A 17,777-nucleotide genomic window follows, 5' to 3' on the forward strand; every position below is an offset into this window, starting at 1 on the left:
GCCCTAACGTTTCAGACACCCCCGGAAAAAGGACAGCCCCATGCCCCTGCGCGTCGATGAATCCAATCCCGAGCAAAAAGTGTGTTTTTTTACCGTCGAACATGGCGAGGAAATTCGCATCTGCGACACCCTGGAAGTCAAAACGGACAGTGAAAAAGCCATGTCTTTCGTTGAGATAGAAGGCAAGCGCGTGTACATCACCGAAGCAGAAGCCGACGCCTTGACCGTAGCAGGTGCCAAGGACGGTCGTAAGCATCTCAAGGCTGACGAGAGTGATTCGGTGATTTGACTGACCTTGGTCAACACCCGGCGCAGACGCCTGCGATAGGCGTTTGCGCCTTTGCCTGCGGGCTGCTTCAAGTTGTCGCAGGACATGTCAAAAAGAACATCTGATACGCTTTTTATTGAAATACCTGAGTCTGTTATGCAAACAGATCGACGCCCATAGTTCGCTGGCCTGATGGAGGCTGATGAGCGAACGACCATGAGCGAACAAATCCCCGTCCGAACCGTAGAAGCATCTCCAACTATAAAAAGCATTCCCGCACGCCCAATGAAGGCGACGGCAAAATCCAGCGACAATCAAATCCACACCCGCAGCTTCACCGGCCTGTTCCGCACCTTGCGTATGAGCGGCGCGGGGTTTCTGTTTTTGTTGTTTTTCGGCACGGTGTGGCTGAACTGGGGCGGGCGTCAGGCCGTGCTCTGGGATCTGTCGGAAAGCAAATTCCACATCTTCGGCGCGACCTTCTGGCCACAGGATTTCATCTTGCTGTCGGCACTGCTGATCATCGCCGCGTTCGGCCTGTTTGCTATCACCGTGTTTGCCGGCCGGGTCTGGTGCGGTTACACCTGCCCGCAGAGCTCGTGGACGTGGATTTTCATGTGGTGCGAGAAGCTCACTGAAGGCGAACGCAACCAGCGGATCAAGCTAAAAGCCGCGCCGTGGAGCCTGAACAAACTGGCGCGCCGTGCCGCCAAACACACTTTGTGGCTGGCGATCAGCGTGCTGACCGGGCTGACTTTTGTCGGCTACTTCACGCCGATTCGTCCGCTCGCTGAAGAGTTGCTGACGTTGCAAATCGGCGGGGTCAGTCTGTTCTGGGTGCTGTTCTTCGCCGCCGCCACTTACATTAACGCCGGTTGGCTGCGCGAAGCGGTGTGTATGCACATGTGCCCGTATGCGCGATTCCAGAGCGTGATGTTCGACAAAGACACCCTCACGATTGCCTACGACGTGGCGCGCGGCGAAAACCGTGGCCCGCGCAAACGCGATGTGAAACCCGCCGAGGCCGGTTTGGGCGACTGCATCGACTGCCAACTGTGTGTGCAGGTATGTCCGACCGGCATCGACATCCGCGACGGCTTGCAGATGGAATGCATCGGTTGCGCGGCGTGTATCGACGCTTGCGATTCGATCATGGACAAAATGAATTACCCGCGCGGGCTGATTCGCTACAGCTCGGAACGTGAACTGCAGGGCGGTAAAACCCACCTGCTGCGGCCTCGGCTGATCGGTTACACGGTGGTGTTGCTGCTGATGATCGGCGCACTCGCCCTGGCGTTGGTCGAACGGCCCATGGTTTCGCTGGACGTCACCAAGGATCGCGGGCTGTTCCGGGAGAACGCTCAAGGCCAGATCGAAAACATCTACAGTCTCAAAGTCATCAACAAAACCCAGCAGCGTCAGGTTTACAATCTGAGCCTTTTGGATGGCGACGGCTTTCAGTTGCAGGGTAAGACCGAATTGAGCCTGGCGCCCGGGGAGATTGTCGATGTGCCGGTGTCGGTGGCAATGACGACGGAACGGCCCGCGAGTAGTTCGCAAACGTTGAATTTCAAAGTGAGTGATAGCGATGAGCCGGAGGTTTACAGCGTGGCGAAGAGCCGATTCGTGGCGCCGATGAATCGCTGATCCGTCAGCCGCTCCCCCCTCACCCCAGCCCTCTCCCCCGAGGGGCGAGGGGGAAAGGGAGCAGCTCTCCATGTAATTCAAATCCTGAGTTCAACTGTAATTTCTCAGGTCGATGCAAATTGAACAATCAACTCGGTCAGTCCCCTCTCCCTCCGGGAGAGGGCTAGGGTGAGGGGCTTTTCCCCTGACACCCATCAATCAACAAGCACCAAGGCTCCTCGATGAAACGCTACGAAAAATTCGCCGACGACATCGCTGAACTGATCCGCTCCGGCGTCCTCGGTCCCGGCCAGCGCGTGCCTTCGGTGCGCTACGCCAGCCAGACCTACGGCGTCAGCCCCTCCACCGTGTTCCAGGCCTACTACCTGCTCGAGCGCCGAGGCCTGATCCGCGCCCGCCCCCGTTCCGGCTACTTCGTCAACGCCCACGCGCCGAGCCCGTTCTCGGAGCCGGTGATCAGCCATCAGGTCAACGAATCCACCGAAGTCGACGTCAGTGAACTGGTGTTCTCGGTACTCGACTCGATCAAAGATCCAAACACCGTGCCCTTCGGCTCAGCCTTCCCCAGCCCGACCCTGTTCCCCCTGCAACGCCTGTCCCGGTCGCTGGCCAGCGCCGCGCGAGAGATGGATCCGCGCATGGTCGTCACCGACATGTCGCCCGGCAACCCGCAACTGCGCCGCCAGATCGCCCTGCGTTACATGGTCGGCGGCCTGATGCTGCCGATGGAAGAACTGCTTATCACCAACGGCGCCCTCGAAGCGCTGAACCTGTGCCTGCAAGCGGTGACCGAGCCCGGCGATCTGGTGGCCATCGAAGCGCCAGCGTTCTATGCGAGCCTGCAAGTACTTGAACGCCTGAAACTCAAAGCCGTGGAAATCCCCGTGCACCCGCGCGACGGCATCGACCTCAACGTGCTCGCGCAGACGCTCGAACGTCACCCGATCAAAGCCTGCTGGTGCATGACCAGTTTCCAGAACCCGATGGGCGCAACCATGCCCGAGGAAAAGAAACAGGAACTGGTCGAACTGCTGCGCCGTCACCAAGTGCCGCTGATCGAAGACGACGTCTACGCCGAACTCTATTACGGCCAGCAAGCGCCGAAACCGGCGAAAGCCTTCGACACCGAAGGTCTGGTTATGCATTGCGGCTCGTTCGCCAAGAGTCTGGCCCCCGGCTACCGCATCGGCTGGGTCGCTGCCGGGCGCTACGCGCAGAAAATCGAACGGCTGAAGCTGATGACCTCGCTGTGCGCCTCGATGCCCGCGCAAGCAGCGATTGCCGACTACCTGCAACACGGCGGCTACGACCGCCACCTGCGCAAATTGCGCTATGCCCTGGAAGAGCAGCAAAGCGCCATGCTCGCCGCCATCGCCCGTTACTTCCCGGCCCAGACACGCGTCAGCCAACCGGCCGGTGGCTACTTTTTGTGGCTGGAACTGCCTGAGCAGATGGATTCATTGAAGTTGTTTCAGATGGCGCTGGCACAAGGCATCAGCATCGCCCCAGGGCCGATTTTTTCGCCGACGCAGCGCTTCAGGAATTGCATTCGCCTGAACTATGGCAGCCCGTGGACGGAGGATTCGGAGAAAGCGATGGAGACGCTGGGGCGGATTGTGCGGTCGTTCTGACAGCTTGATGTTGCCGCGATTTTTGCTATCGCCAGCAGGCTAGCTCCCACAGTGGATTGCGTTGAAACACATTTGTGTGAACAACCACAAACCCTGTGGGAGCTAGCCTGCTAGCGATGAGGCCCAACCAGACAACTCAATTTTCTGGTTTAACGCCCACCACCCAAATCAACAAACGTCCCCGTCGCATACGACGCCTTGTCCGACAACAACCAGACAATCGCCTCCGCCACCTCATCCGGCCGCCCCCCACGGGCCATCGGAATCGCTGACTCAAGCTTGCTGACCCGATCAGGATCGCCGCTCAGCGCGTGGAAATCGGTGTAGATGTAACCCGGGCGCACCGCGTTGACACGAATCCCCTCGCCCGCGACTTCCTTGGACAGGCCGATGGTGAACGTATCGAGCGCGCCTTTGGAGGCGGCGTAATCGACGTACTCATTCGGCGAGCCCAGACGCGCCGCCACCGACGAGACGTTGACGATGCTGCCGCCCTGCCCGCCATGCTTGGGCGACATGCGCAGGATCGCGTGCTTGGCACAAAGGATCGGTGCCAAAACATTGGTTTTCATGATTTTGAGGATGCGGAATTCGGACATTTCGTCGACCCGCGATTTGTGCCCGACGGTGCCGGCGTTGTTCACCAGGGCGGTGACCCGGCCCAGTTCGGTGTCGACGCGCTGAAACAGCGCGACCACTTCGTCCTCGATGCTGACGTCAGCGCGAACCGCGATGGCTTGTGCGCCCAGCGCCCGGACTTGCTCCAGCACGCTATGCGCGGCCTGTTCATCCGACTGGTAGTTGATGCAGATCCGATAGCCTTGTTCGGCCGCCAACAACGCCGTAGCAGCGCCAATCCCGCGCCCGCCACCGGTGATCACAATGACTTTATCCATGCTGGCCCTTCCCCCGAATGCACCCATAACAGTCGGGGGAAAGAATAACCGCCATTGCCGGGTTTTGCATGGGTTGTGTTGGGGGCAGACCCTTCACCCCTGTGAACACAATTAACAGTGAACACAGTCATCCTGAATACACACATCCCTTGTGGTGAGGGGATTTATCCCCGTTGGGTTGCGAAGCAGCCCCAAAATCAGCCAGTGCGGTGTGTCAGCAGGAATCGGGGTGCAAGTTAAAGGGGCTGCTGCGCAACCCAACGGGGATAAATCCCCTCGCCACAGGATGTTGTCTCAGGCAGGAATCAGTTGTTCGCCGCGCACGATGTCCTGCATAAACCGCTCCGCCGGCATCGGGTGCCCCAGCAAATACCCCTGTAACGAATCACAACCCAACTGCGTCAGAAAATCCTGCTGCACACCGGTCTCCACGCCTTCAGCAACAATGCGCAAACCCAGCGCCTGGCCCAGCGCGACAATCGCCGAAACAATCGCCGCATCATCGCTGTCATGCTCCAGATCACGCACAAACCCACGATCAATCTTCAATTCGTTGGCCGGCAGACGCTTGAGGTACATCAGGCTCGAATAACCGGTACCAAAGTCGTCGATCGACAAATCGACACCCATGTCCGACAACTCCTGCAACACCGTCATGCTCGCATCAGCATCACTCATCGCCGTGGTTTCGGTGATTTCCAGGGTCAGGCTGTTAGCGGGCAGATGATGAGTTGCCAAAGCTTTGGCCACGCTCTGCACCAAACCGGCATGACAGAACTGCAACGCCGACAGGTTTACTGCGATGCGCCAGTCGGTGTAACCGAGCACGTACCACTCGCGCATCTGGCGGCAGGCTTCATTGAGCACCCACTCGCCGATCGGAATGATCAACCCGGTTTTCTCCGCCAGATCAATAAACTTGTCCGGCATCAGCATGCCGTGCAGCGGATGCTCCCAGCGCAGCAGCGCCTCGGCACCGACCGGGCGACCGTTGGCTGCGTCGAATTTAGGTTGGTAATGCAGGCTGAACTGGCTGTGTTCCAGCGCCGCACGCAAATCCTGCAGCAGTTGCAGTTGCTTGCGCGCATTGCTGTTCATCGACGCGTCGAAGAAGCTGTAACCGTTTTTACCGCCACCCTTGGCGTGGTACATCGCCGCGTCGGCATTCATCAGCAGTTCTTGCGTGGTCTGGCCATTGCCCGGATACAGGGCGATGCCGACGCTGGCAGAGATCTGCAAATCGTGTTCAGCCACGCGGAACGAACGGGCGATCAGGCCAACCTGACGAGCCGCCAGGCTCAATGCATCGTTCGTTTCGGCGAGGCGCACCAGCAAAACGAATTCGTCGCCGCCGATACGCGCGAGGGTGTCCTGGCTGCGCAGATCTTCGCGCAGGCGTTGCGCCACTTCGCGCAGCAACTGGTCGCCCATGTGATGGCCGAACGCATCGTTGACCGGTTTGAAGCCATCCAGATCGATGAACATCAAGGCGAAACAGCCGCCCTGTTCATGCACCTTTTTCATCGCCTGATTGATGCGGTCATCGAGCAACATGCGGTTCGGCAAACCGGTCAGCGTGTCGTGCAGGGCCAGTTGCGTCAGTTCACGGTTGGCGGCGGTCAGCGAGTGCGCCAGATCTGCGGTGCGCGCTTCGAGGCGGGCATCAAGAATCGAGGTGAGCAAGGCGATCGACAGCACCGCCAACGTGGTAATCAGCACCAGACTGTCGAGGCCATTGCCCTTCAGGCCATCGATGGTCGCGCCACAGAAGCTGCCGTCAGGAAACTTCGCAGCGGCCATGCCGGTGTAGTGCATGCCGACAATGGCGATGCCCATGATCACCGCCGCGCCGCCGCGAATCAGCCGTACATAAGGCGAATGCTGGCGCAGGCGAAAGGCAATCCACAGCGCGGCGGCCGAGGCGCCGACCGCGATCAGCAACGACGCGCTGAACAGTGTCGGGTCGTAATCGATGCCTGGGGTCATGCGCATCGCGGCCATGCCGGTGTAATGCATGGTGCTGATACCGGCGCCCATGATCAGCGCACCGAAGGCCAGTTGCCAGATCGGCAGCTTTGGCTGGCTCACCAGCCATAGCGCAAAGCCGCACGACAGCACGGCGATCAGCAGCGACAGCGCGGTGATGCCAATGTCGTAACCCAGATCAATCGGCAGTTTGAAGGCGAGCATGCCAATGAAGTGCATCGACCAGACGCCGACCCCCATGGCCAATGCGCCACCCGCCGTCCAGAAATGCACGGCGCGGCCCCTGGCGGTGGCAATGCGCCCGCTGAGATCGAGCGCGGTGTACGAGGCGAGAATCGCCACGCACAACGAGATGAGTACGAGGGTGGAGGAATAGCTACCAGTGAGCATGAAAGTTCTCGTGACCACCCAAACCGTACTGCGTCCATTCTCGGCTGGGCAAATGCGGCGATTGTACTGATTGCGCGGAAGAACGCACTGACAAAGTAAGCAAATTGCCATCAAGCCGATGAAACGCTTGTTTGATCGTCCTACAAGGCTCTGGAAAGCACCTTTCCCCCTGTAGGAGCTGCCGCAGGCTGCGATCTTTTGATTTGGTTTTCAAGATCAAAAGATCGCAGCCTGCGGCAGCTCCTACAGGGGGGAGCGGGCTTATTTGCTGTCGGTTACATCCAGTTGGCCATCCCAGCCACCGCCCAGCGCGGCGATTAGTTGCACGCTGGCGATCAGGCGGCTCTGCAGAATGTTCAGCACGCTGCGCTCGTTGCTCAGCGCCGTGGCTTGCACCACCACCACATCGATATAGGCGATCAGCCCGGCCTTGTACTGGTTTTCCGTCAGGCGCAGAGAGTCACGCGCTGCATCCAGCGCTTCCTGGCGTACGGCGGCTTCGTCCTGATACACCTTGAGCTGCACCAGATAGTTTTCCACTTCGCGGAAACCATCGAGCACGGTCTGGCGGTATTTGGCCACGGTCTGATCGTAAACTGCTTCAGTGCGATCGACTTCGGCGGAACGGATGCCGCCGTCAAACAGTGGCAGATCCAGTTTCGGCCCGACCGACCAGAAGCGGTTCGGCAAGCTGACCAGGTCTTGCGAGGTACTGCTGCTGTAACCACCGCTCAGACTCAGCGACAGATCCGGGTAATACGCCGCTTTCGCCACGCCAATATTCGCGTTGGCCGCAATCACCGAGCGTTCGGCCGAGGCGATGTCCGGGCGGCGTTCCAGCAGTTGCGACGGCAAGCTCAACGGCACTTGCGGCAGGTTCGGGATGTTCTGGGTTTCGGCAATATTGAAATCGGCCGGCGCCTGCCCGGTCAGCACGGCAATAGCGTTTTCGAATTGCGCGCGTTGCCAGATCAGATCGACCAGATCGGCCTGAGTGCTTTTCAGCTGGGTTTGCGCCTGCGCCACCGCGTCACGTCCGGACACACCGGCGCGATACTGGTTCTGAGTCATTTTCAGCGAACGCTCGTACGCCGCCACCGTGGCTTCGAGCAAACGTTTCTGCTGATCGATCACGCGTAATTGCAGGTAGTTCTGCACCAGTTCCGACTGCTGGCTCAGGCGCATCGCCGCCAGATCGGCATAACTCGCTTGAGCACTGGCCTGATCGGCCTCAAGACCACGGCGCAGTTTGCCCCAGATATCGGCTTCCCAACTGACGCCCAACTGCGCGTTATAGGTGTCGCGAATACCGCTGGAAGAACTGCTCAAACTCGAACTGCTGCTGCCGGTGCCCTGACTGGAGCGGGTTTTGCCCACGCTCAGGTCAACGCTCGGATAGAACGCGCCGCGCGCACTGCGTACCAGGGCCTGCGCCTGACGGAACTGCGCTTCCGATTGCGCGACGGTCTGGTTGGAGCTGTTGAGCTTTTCGATCAGGCCGTTGAGCTGCCGATCGCCGTACAGCTCCCACCAGGCGCCACGGGCCAGCGAGTCGCTCGGATTGGCCTGACGCCAGCCCTCGGCTTCCTTGTACTGAGCGATTTCAGCGGTTTGCGGGCGCTGATAATCGGGGCCGACAGCACAGGCACTGAGCATCGCCACGCACAGCGATAGGCTTAACAGACGCGATCCGCGCACAGTGGCCATATGGATAAGCGAACGATCAGTCATAGCGGAGTTTCCAGAGCGGCGTCAGTACGCACGCCACGCCATTTGTTGAAACGATGGCGCAGCTTGTCGAGATAGAGGTAAACCACAGGTGTGGTGTAAAGCGTCAGCACCTGGCTGAAAACCAGCCCGCCGATGATGGTCAGGCCCAATGGCTGGCGCATCTCTGCACCTTCCGCGCGGCTGAGCAGCAACGGCAAGGCGCCGAGAATCGCTGCCAGCGTGGTCATCAGAATCGGCCGCAGACGTTGCAGGCAAGCACTGCGGATCGACTCCAGAGGAGTCATGCCTTGGTGGCGTTCGAGTTGCAGCGCCAGGTCGATCATCAGAATCGCGTTTTTCTTCACCACGCCAATCAACAGGAACAGGCCGAGCAGCGAGATCAGGCTGAACTCGCCACCCAGCGCATAGATCGACAGCAACGCACCGACCCCGGCCGACGGCAACGTAGACAAAATAGTCAGCGGGTGAATGTAGCTTTCGTACAGCACACCCAACACCAGATACACCGCGAGCAACGCGCCGAGAATCATGAACGGCTGACTCTTCTGGGTCGCGGCGAAGGCGTCGGCGGTACCGGCCATTTTTGCGATGACGTCTTCTGGCAAGCCAAGTTTGGCAATCGCCCGTTCAATGGCGGCACTGCCCTGCTCCACCGTCACGCCTTCGGCCATATCGAAGGAAATGTCCTCGGAGGCGAACTGCCCTTCGTGGCTGACGCGGTCGTCTTCCAGACTGCTTTCATAGTGAGCAAAGGTCGACAACGGCACGCGCGCACCGTCGGCGGTAATCACCTGTACTTGCTTGAGCGTCACCGGATCCTGCGCATATTTCGGATTGACCTCCATCACCACCTGATACTGGTTGAGGCTGTCGTAGATCGTCGAAATCTGCCGCTGGCTGTAGGCGTTATTCAGCACCGAAGTGACCATGTCCATGTCGATGCCCAGACGCTTGGCCTGATCACGGTCGACAATCAGTGTCACCTGCTGCGCGCCTCGGCCTTCGCGGGCATCAATTGCGGTCAACTCTGGCAGCGCACGCAACGCGGTCACCACTTTCGGGTACCACTCGCGCAGCGAACCGAGGTCTGCGCTTTGCAGGATGTAACTGTACTGCGAGGTGGTCTGTTCACGGCCACCGCCGAACTGCAGATCCTGATCCGCCATCAGCATCAATTGCGCGCCAGCCACCTTGGGCATTTCCTTGCGTAGCCGCTCAATGACTTTCTGCGCCGAGATTTGACGATCCTTGATCGGTTTCAAACGCACGAGCATGAAGGCGTTGTTGGTGCCGTTGGTGCCGCCGATAAACCCGGCAACACTTTCCACCGCTTCGTCCTTGAGCACAGCACGACGGAAGGTCTCCATTTTCGGCTGCATAACGCTGAACGACAGACCATCGTCACCGCGCACGAAACCGATCAACTGGCCGGTGTCCTGCTGCGGCATGAAGGTTTTCGGCACGACCACATACAAGGCAACGTTGACGCCGACCGTGATCAACAGACTGAGCAAGGTCAGGCGGCGATGACGCAGCACCCAATCGAGGCTGGTAGCGTATTTGCCAACCATCCAGTCGTTGGTGCGGCGACTGAAGCGTTGCAGACGGTTTTCCTGCCCCGGCGTGTGCGGCTTGAGCCAGCGCGCGCAGAGCATCGGCGTCAGCGTCAGGGACACCACCAGCGATACCACAATCGACGCCGCCAGGGTGATGGAGAATTCGCGGAACAGGCTCTCGATGATCCCGCCCATAAACAGGATCGACAGGAACACCGCCACCAGCGAGACGTTCATCGACAGCAAGGTAAAACCGACTTCCTTGGCCCCGAGGTAAGCAGCCTCCATCGGTTTGACGCCTTCGTCGATGTGCCGGGAAATGTTCTCCAGCACCACGATGGCGTCGTCGACCACCAGACCGGTGGCCAGAATCAGCGCCATCAGCGACAGGTTGTTCAGCGAGAATCCATAGAGGTACATCACCGCAAAGGTGCCGACCAGCGACACCGGTACCGCCAACGTCGGGATCAGCGAGGCGCGGAAGTTACCGAGGAACAGGAACACCACCAGAATCACCAGCGCCACGGCGATCAGCAGGGTCATTTCCGCTTCGTGCAACGTCGCCTTGATCACCGGCGAGCGATCCATCGCCAGATTAAGCTTCACGCTGGCTGGCAATACCGCTTGCAGTGCCGGCAGTTGCGCCTTGATTTCGTTGACCGTCTCGATGATGTTGGCGCCTGCCTGACGGTTGATCACCAGCAACACCGCGGCGTCATCGTTGAAGAAACCGCTGTTGTAGCGGTCTTCCACACCGTCGCTGACTTTGGCCACGTCTTTGAGGCGCAATGCGGCGCCATCGGCGTAGTGGATGATCAGCGACTCGTAGTCCTTGGCTTTCTCCAGTTGATCGTTGGCCTGAATCTGCCACAACCGCTGGCCGTCCTCGACCGAACCTTTGGGCCGGCGTACGTTGGCGTCAGCAATGGTTTTACGCACGTCATCCAGCGCCACGCCGTACTGGTTCAGCGCCTGCGGTTCAAGTTCGATGCGCACTGCCGGCAACGAACTGCCGCCGATCTGCACTTCGCCGACGCCCTGCACCTGCGATAGGCTCTGCGACAAAATCGTCGAGGCCAAATCGTAAAGCTGACCTTTTTCCAGCACATCCGAGGTCAGCGACAGCACCATGATCGGCGCCTGTGACGGGTTGACCTTTTTATAGGTCGGCATGCTGCGCATCCCGCTCGGCAACAGATTGCGCGAGGCGTTTATCGCCGCCTGCACTTCCCGCGCCGCACCGTTGATGTCGCGGTCGAGGTCAAATTGCAGAATGACCCGCGTCGAACCCTGGCTGGAGCGGCTGCTCATGGTGTTGACGCCGGCGATGGCGCCAAATGAGCGCTCCAGCGGCGTGGCCACGGTGGATGCCATGACCTCCGGACTGGCACCGGGCAGGCTGGCCTGCACGACAATCACCGGGAAATCCATTTGCGGCAGCGGCGCCACCGGCAGCAGGCCGAAGCTGACACCGCCCAGCAGCATGATCGCCAGGCTCAGCAGCATGGTCGCGACCGGGCGCTTGATGAAAGGACCGGACAGATTCATTGACCGCAATCTCCAGCATCACCGCACACCCCTGTAGGAGTGAGCCTGCTCGCGATAGCAATTTGTCTGCTCACATAAATGTTGGATGTGCCGGCCTCATCGCGAGCAGGCTCACTCCTACATGGGGAATGCGTGCAGACAGTCATACCGGCACCTCTTCAGTGTCGGCATTGGTTTTGCCAAACCGGCGACCGAGGCGGTCGAAGTACAGGTAGATCACGGGCGTGGTGAACAACGTCAGTACCTGGCTCACCAGCAACCCGCCAACCATCACCAGACCCAGCGGCTGACGCAACTCCGCGCCAGAGCCGGTGGCGAGCATCAGCGGCACCGCGCCGAACAGCGCCGCGAGCGTGGTCATCAGAATCGGCCGGAAACGCAACAGCGCGGCTTGATAGATCGCCTGCTCGGGCGCCATGCCCTGATTGCGTTCGGCATCAAGGGCGAAGTCGATCATCATGATCGCGTTTTTCTTCACGATACCGATCAGCAAGATGATACCGATGATCGCGATCATCCCCAGATCATTGCCGCTGAGCAGCAGCGCCAGCAAGGCACCGACTGCCGCCGACGGCAAGGTCGAGAGAATGGTGATCGGGTGGATGTAGCTCTCGTAGAGCACGCCGAGCACGATGTACATGGTCACCACCGCCGCCAGAATCAGCAGCAAGGTGCTCGACAGCGACGCCTGGAATGCTTCGGCCGCGCCCTGGAACTGTGTCTGCACGCCGACCGGCATGCCGATGTCTTTCTGCACCTGATCGATGATGTCCACCGCATGCCCCAGCGCCACGCCCGGGGCGAGGTTGAACGACATCATCACCGCCGGGAACTGGCCGATGTGGGTGATCGCCAGTTGTGCCTGACGCTCCTCGACGTGGGCCAGACTCGACAGGCGCACCTGCGCGCCATCCGTGGTTTTCACGTGGATCTGGTCCAGTGCCTGCGGGCCGATTTTCTCGCCGGACTGCGCTTGCAGCACCACGCGGTATTGGCTGGCCTGGGTGTAGATGGTCGAAATCTGCCGCTGACCGAACGCGTCGTACAGTGCATCGGTGATATTCGCCACCGACACACCCAGGCGCGAGGCCGCATCGCGGTCAATCACCAGGTACACCTGCAAGCCTTTGTCCTGCAAATCACTAGCAACGTCGGTCAGTTCCGGACGTTGCGCCAGTGCCTCGACCAGACGCCCGCTCCATTCACTGAGCAACTCCGAGTCCGGCGACGACATGCTGAACTGGTATTGCGTGCGGCTGACGCGGTCTTCGATAGTCAGATCCTGCACCGGCTGCATAAACAGACGGATGCCGACCAGTTTGTCCAGGTTCGGCTGCAGGCGGGCAATCACTTCTGTGGCGGTGAGATCCCGTTGATTGTGCGGCTTGAGGTTGATCAGCAAGCGGCCGCTGTTGAGCGTCGAGTTGTCGCCATCGACACCGATGTACGACGACAGGCTTTGTACCGCCGGGTCTTCAAGAATGATCTTCGCCAGTTCTTGCTGGCGCTCGCCCATGGCGGCGAAGGAAATCGACTGCGGCGCCTCGGAAATGCCCTGAATCACCCCGGTGTCCTGCACCGGAAAGAAGCCCTTCGGCACGATCATGTAAAGGAACACGGTCAACGCCAAAGTGCCGATAGCGACCAGCAAGGTCAGCGGTTGGTGCTTGAGCACCCAACGCAGCATCCGCCCGTACTCGGCGATCATCCAGTCGATCACCGCGCCACTGGCGCGGTAGAAGCGGCCCTGCTCATGTTCTTCCGGTTCACGCTTGAGCAACCGCGCGCACATCATCGGCGTCAGGGTCAGCGAGACCACCAACGAAATCAGTATCGCTACCGCGAGGGTGATGGCAAATTCACGGAACAAGCGCCCGACCACATCCGCCATGAACAGCAGCGGAATCAGTACCGCGATCAACGAAAGGGTCAGGGAAATCAAGGTGAAGCCAATCTGCTTGGCGCCCTTGAGCGCTGCCTGCATGGGGCTGTCGCCCTCCTCGATAAATCGGGAGATGTTTTCCAGCATGACGATGGCATCGTCGACCACAAAACCGGTGGCGATGGTTAAGGCCATCAGCGTCAGGTTGTTGACCGAGAATCCCGCGAGGTACATCACACCGAAGGTGCCGATCAGCGACAGCGGCACCGCCACCGACGGAATGATCGTGGCGCTGGCACGACGCAAGAACAGGAACGTGACCATGACCACCAGCGCGATGGCGATCAGCAGTTCGTGCTGAACATCGGTTACCGAGGCGCGAATGGTTTGCGTACGGTCGGTCAATACCGTGACATCGAGGCCGGCCGGCAGGTTGTCGGTGATGCTTGGCAGCAGCGCCTTGATCCGGTCGACCACTTCAATGACGTTGGCGCCCGGCTGACGCTGAATGTTCAGCAATACTGCCTGATTCTGGTTGGCCCACGCGGCGAGACGTTCGTTCTCAGCGCCATCGACGATTTCCGCAACGTCCTTGAGCCGCAACGGCGCGCCGTTTTTATAGGCGAGGATCAGGTTGGCGTAGTCCTTGGGCGACGTCAGCTGGTCGTTGGCGTCGAGCATCGACACCCGGGTCGGGCCGTCGAAGTTACCTTTCGGCTGGTTGACGTTGGAGGCACCGATCAAGGTGCGCACGTCAGACAGATTGAGACTGTTGGCCGCCAAGGCTTCGGGGTTGACCTTGATCCGTACCGCCTGACGCTGACCGCCAGCAATGCTGACCATGCCGACGCCGCTGATCTGGGCGATTTTCTGCGCCATGCGCGTATCAACCAGATCATTGAGTTTGGGCAACAACATGGTTTTCGAGGTGATGGCCAGGGTCAGCACCGGGGTGTCTGCCGGGTTGACCTTGTTGTACACCGGCGGTGCCGGCAAGTCGGTCGGCAGCAGATTGGTCGCAGCGTTGATCGCGGCCTGCACCTGTTGTTCGGCAACATCCATGTTGATGTCGAGGCTGAAACGCAGGGTCAGCACCGACGCGCCGCCGGAGCTGGTCGAGGCCATTTGCGTCAGACCCGGCATCTGCCCGAACTGACGTTCAAGTGGCGCGGTCACGGCGCTGGTCATTACGTCCGGGCTGGCGCCGGGATACAGGGTCATGACGCGGATGGTCGGGTAATCGACCTGCGGCAACGCCGAGACCGGCAGCAGGCGATAAGCGATCAGGCCGGCCAGAACAATGGCCAGCATGCTCAGGGTGGTGGCTACCGGACGGAGGATGAACAGCCGCGAAATGTTCATGCGCCCTTCTTGGCCTTGTCAGTCACGGCAGCGTCTGGCGCGGCGGCAGCGGATTTGCCCTGCAAGTGCTCGGTTGGGGTGGTCGGCACGGCATTGCTGTCGTTGACCACTTCCACCTCACTGCCCTCTTTCAGGCGGTCGGTGCCTTCCAGCACCACACGGTCGCCGGCGGCCAGGCCTTCGGTGATCACGGTGTTATTACCATCGCTGGCACCGATTTTCAGTTGGCGGATGGTGACTTTCTTGTCACCGTCGAGCGCATAAACAAAGGTGCCGTTGGTGCCGAACTGGATCGCAGCAGACGGGGCCAGTACCACGCCTTTGAGGGTGTCGGCCAGCAAGTGCACGTTGACGAACTGATTTGGAAACAGCGCTTGATCGCGGTTGTCGTAACGGGCCTTGAATTTCAGGGTGCCGGTGGCGACGTCGATCTGGTTGTCGAGGCTTTGCAATACGCCAGTGGCTTGCAGTTTGGTGTCGCCACGATCCCACGCTTCGGCCGGCAGTTTGGCGCCGCTGCGGTAGCGGGCGAGCACGGTTTCGAGGCTGTTTTCCGGCAGCGTGAAGGCGACGCTGATCGGTTGGGTCTGGGTGATCACCGCGAGGAACGTAGTGTCGTTGGCCGCCACGAGGTTGCCGACGTCGACCTGACGCAGACCGACGCGACCGGCAATCGGTGCACGGATCTTGGTGAATTCAAGATTGAGCTTGGCGTCGTTGACCGCCGCCTGATTGGTTTTTACCGTGCCCAGATACTGGCCGACCAGCGCTTCAGCGGTGTCCAGTGTCTGCTTGGCAATACTGTCTTCCTTGAACAGACCGCGATAACGCTCGACGTCGACCTGAGCGTTCTTCAATTGCGCCTGATTCTGCAGCAAGGTGCCTTCGGCTTGCAGCAAGGCGTTCTGGTAAGGACGCGGATCGATCTCTGCCAGCAGGTCGCCCGCCTTGACCATCTGCCCTTCTTCGAAATTGATCTTCACCAATTCGCCGCCCACCCGGCTGCGCACATTGATGGTGTTGAGCGCCGTTACCGTGCCCAGCGCTTTGTAATACAGCGGGAAGTCACCGGTGACCGCCGGCGCCACGCGCACCGGAATCGGCCCGGTGCCGCCGCCGAAGCCTGGCCTCATCATCCCCGAACGCCCGGCATGACCGGCCGCCGCCTTATCACCGCCCTCCTTGTGGGCTGAACCGGCCGGCCAGAATTTCCAGCACAGAACAGCGATAACCAACAAGACAAGCAGGCTGATCAGCCAGCGACGGGTGTTGCGGGGGGACGATTGCATGGAGTGATTAACCATTGGGCGCGTGGGCTTCTTTTACGGGAGGCTGAACGATAAGCACTGGTGACGATTAAGCAAAGCAGCTTTACCGGCAATTTACCTTCATCTTACGTTTCAAGGTGTGAGGCAAAACACTGATACACAAATGAAAACGGCCTGGACAGGGCCAGGCCGTTAACAATTGTAAAGCGCTGTGGCAGGGCTTACTTCAGGACGGCCAGCGCGGCGTCGTAGTTCGGCTCTTCAGCGATTTCCTTGACCAGTTCGCTGTGCAGCACGTTGTCGTTCTCGTCCAGCACCACAACGGCACGGGCAGTCAGACCTTTCAGCGGGCCGTCAGCAATGGCCACGCCATAGTTTTCGATGAACTCGGCACCGCGCAGGGTCGACAGGTTCTGAACGTTTTCCAGACCTTCGGCGCCGCAGAAGCGTGCTTGAGCGAACGGCAGGTCAGCGGAGATGCACAGCACGACAGTGTTGGCGACTTCGTTGGCTTGAGCGTTGAACTTGCGCACGGAAGTGGCGCAGGTCGGGGTGTCAACGCTTGGGAAGATGTTGAGGACTTTGCGCTTGCCGGCGAAGTCTTTCAGGGTGACGTCGGACAGATTGCCGGCAACCAGGGAAAAGGCTGGCGCCTTGGAACCGGCTTGTGGCAACTGGCCGTTGACTTGAACCGGATTGCCTTTAAGGGTGACTTGAGCCATGACTTGAGTCCTTCTAACGTTGTGGTTGGAGAGCATGCAAGAAGCGGAAGTTAACCACGAAATTGTCCGACGACCTATGCCCAAAATGAAATTGTCAGGTGCCGGCGCACGAAATTGTATACAACCCGAGATCCCGGTAGGAGCTGCCGAAGGCTGCGATCTTTTGATCCTCGAAACAAAATCAAAAGATCGCAGCGTGCGGCAGCTCCTACACGGGGATGCGGGCGATCCTGATTTTTTTCAACCATGCTGTCGATTCATGTCCGGCCCGTTCGATTAAGCAGTGAACCCCACACTTTTCGGAGTAACCGCCATGCGATTCATGATCCTCGTAAAAGCCAGCGCCGATTCGGAAGCCGGCGTCATGCCCAGTGAAGAACTGCTCACCGCGATGGGCAATTTCAACGAGGAACTGGCCAAGGCCGGCATCCTTGTAGAAGCGGACGGTTTACACCCGAGTAGCAAAGGCGCCCGTGTGCGCTTCTCCGGCGACAAACGTACGGTGACTGATGGCCCTTTCATCGAAACCAAGGAATTGGTCGCCGGGTATTGGATCTGGGACGTTAAATCCAAGGAAGAAGCCATTGAGTGGGTCAAGCGCTGCCCGAATCCTATGCCGGGCACCGATTCCGACATCGAGATTCGCCAGATATTTTCCGCTGAAGACTTTGGCGCAGAGTTCACTCCTGAGGCTCGCGCCCAAGAAGAGCGCATCCGCGACCAAGCAAAGAAAAACAGCTAAACCCCTCACGCCCCCTGTAGGAGCTGCCGAAGGCTGCGATCTTTTGATTTTGTTTTTTACGGGCAAGATCAAAAGATCGCAGCCTTCGGCAGCTTCTACAGGCGAGTTAACTTTTTAGTACACAACCGAATAGTGAACAAGTACACAA

The 17,777-nt window shown here is 59.5% G+C and carries 11 protein-coding genes; 4 read left to right on the forward strand and 7 right to left on the reverse strand.

Features of this window, described 5'->3' with window-relative positions; genetic code table 11:
- Positions 1-40 precede the first annotated feature (40 nt).
- From ACIOMO_RS04035 to mapR, 3 genes are all read left to right on the forward strand, one after another.
- Positions 41-289, forward strand: coding sequence for a DUF3203 family protein (locus ACIOMO_RS04035; protein WP_053120599.1), 249 nt, complete (start codon positions 41-43; stop codon positions 287-289).
- 195 nt (positions 290-484) lie between these two features.
- Positions 485-1,915 (forward strand): cytochrome c oxidase accessory protein CcoG, encoded by a 1,431-nt coding sequence (ccoG, locus tag ACIOMO_RS04040; RefSeq protein WP_401238301.1) that lies wholly within the window; start codon positions 485-487, stop codon positions 1,913-1,915.
- Between the two features lie 221 nt (positions 1,916-2,136).
- Positions 2,137-3,546, forward strand: coding sequence for a GntR family transcriptional regulator MpaR (gene mapR / locus ACIOMO_RS04045; RefSeq protein ID WP_053120604.1), 1,410 nt, complete (start codon positions 2,137-2,139; stop codon positions 3,544-3,546).
- A gap of 149 nt (positions 3,547-3,695) precedes the next feature.
- Here mapR and ACIOMO_RS04050 read toward each other — a convergent pair whose 3' ends face one another.
- The 7 genes from ACIOMO_RS04050 to tpx all read right to left on the reverse strand — a co-directional run bounded on the left by ACIOMO_RS04050 (position 3,696) and on the right by tpx (position 16,887).
- The gene (locus ACIOMO_RS04050) at positions 3,696-4,442 is read right to left on the reverse strand and encodes an SDR family oxidoreductase (protein ID WP_053120606.1); all 747 of its coding nucleotides are present in this window, start codon (positions 4,440-4,442) and stop codon (positions 3,696-3,698) included.
- Positions 4,443-4,736: 294 nt separating this feature from the next.
- Positions 4,737-6,818, reverse strand: a complete 2,082-nt coding sequence (locus tag ACIOMO_RS04055; protein ID WP_053120607.1) for a bifunctional diguanylate cyclase/phosphodiesterase — start codon at positions 6,816-6,818, stop codon at positions 4,737-4,739.
- A gap of 261 nt (positions 6,819-7,079) precedes the next feature.
- Positions 7,080-8,549, reverse strand: coding sequence for an efflux transporter outer membrane subunit (locus tag ACIOMO_RS04060; protein ID WP_401238306.1), 1,470 nt, complete (start codon positions 8,547-8,549; stop codon positions 7,080-7,082).
- Positions 8,546-11,653 (reverse strand): efflux RND transporter permease subunit, encoded by a 3,108-nt coding sequence (locus tag ACIOMO_RS04065; RefSeq protein WP_401238309.1) that lies wholly within the window; start codon positions 11,651-11,653, stop codon positions 8,546-8,548. Before ACIOMO_RS04065 ends, ACIOMO_RS04060 begins: the two co-directional genes overlap by 4 nt.
- Positions 11,654-11,795: 142 nt before the next feature.
- On the reverse strand, positions 11,796-14,897 hold the full coding sequence (locus tag ACIOMO_RS04070) for an MdtB/MuxB family multidrug efflux RND transporter permease subunit (RefSeq protein ID WP_159812043.1): 3,102 nt from the start codon (positions 14,895-14,897) through the stop codon (positions 11,796-11,798).
- Positions 14,894-16,201, reverse strand: a complete 1,308-nt coding sequence (locus tag ACIOMO_RS04075) for an MdtA/MuxA family multidrug efflux RND transporter periplasmic adaptor subunit (protein WP_053120615.1) — start codon at positions 16,199-16,201, stop codon at positions 14,894-14,896. The genes ACIOMO_RS04070 and ACIOMO_RS04075 overlap by 4 nt, the downstream gene beginning before the upstream one ends.
- 185 nt (positions 16,202-16,386) lie before the next feature.
- Positions 16,387-16,887: a thiol peroxidase gene (tpx, locus tag ACIOMO_RS04080; protein ID WP_008086450.1), complete on the reverse strand. Its 501-nt coding sequence runs from the start codon at positions 16,885-16,887 to the stop codon at positions 16,387-16,389.
- Between the two features lie 313 nt (positions 16,888-17,200).
- Here tpx and ACIOMO_RS04085 point away from each other — a divergent pair, with 313 nt between their 5' ends.
- Entirely contained in the window at positions 17,201-17,629 is a 429-nt protein-coding gene (locus ACIOMO_RS04085) for a YciI family protein (RefSeq protein ID WP_053120617.1), read from the forward strand.
- Positions 17,630-17,777: the final 148 nt, after the last annotated feature.

Source organism: Pseudomonas sp. NPDC087804, assembly GCF_044742965.1.
GTDB classification, from domain to species: Bacteria; Pseudomonadota; Gammaproteobacteria; order Pseudomonadales; family Pseudomonadaceae; genus Aquipseudomonas; species Aquipseudomonas rustica.

What these genes read in the sequence shown, in the direction of transcription:
- ACIOMO_RS04035 (WP_053120599.1), top strand. Translation starts at nt 41, where the DNA reads ATGCCCCTGCGCGTCGATGAATCCAATCCCGAGCAAAAAGTGTGTTTT.
- ccoG (WP_401238301.1), top strand. Translation starts at nt 485, where the DNA reads ATGAGCGAACAAATCCCCGTCCGAACCGTAGAAGCATCTCCAACTATA.
- mapR (WP_053120604.1), top strand. Translation starts at nt 2,137, where the DNA reads ATGAAACGCTACGAAAAATTCGCCGACGACATCGCTGAACTGATCCGC.
- ACIOMO_RS04050 (WP_053120606.1), bottom strand. Translation starts at nt 4,442, where the DNA reads ATGGATAAAGTCATTGTGATCACCGGTGGCGGGCGCGGGATTGGCGCT.
- ACIOMO_RS04055 (WP_053120607.1), bottom strand. Translation starts at nt 6,818, where the DNA reads ATGCTCACTGGTAGCTATTCCTCCACCCTCGTACTCATCTCGTTGTGC.
- ACIOMO_RS04060 (WP_401238306.1), bottom strand. Translation starts at nt 8,549, where the DNA reads ATGACTGATCGTTCGCTTATCCATATGGCCACTGTGCGCGGATCGCGT.
- ACIOMO_RS04065 (WP_401238309.1), bottom strand. Translation starts at nt 11,653, where the DNA reads ATGAATCTGTCCGGTCCTTTCATCAAGCGCCCGGTCGCGACCATGCTG.
- ACIOMO_RS04070 (WP_159812043.1), bottom strand. Translation starts at nt 14,897, where the DNA reads ATGAACATTTCGCGGCTGTTCATCCTCCGTCCGGTAGCCACCACCCTG.
- ACIOMO_RS04075 (WP_053120615.1), bottom strand. Translation starts at nt 16,201, where the DNA reads ATGGTTAATCACTCCATGCAATCGTCCCCCCGCAACACCCGTCGCTGG.
- tpx (WP_008086450.1), bottom strand. Translation starts at nt 16,887, where the DNA reads ATGGCTCAAGTCACCCTTAAAGGCAATCCGGTTCAAGTCAACGGCCAG.
- ACIOMO_RS04085 (WP_053120617.1), top strand. Translation starts at nt 17,201, where the DNA reads ATGCGATTCATGATCCTCGTAAAAGCCAGCGCCGATTCGGAAGCCGGC.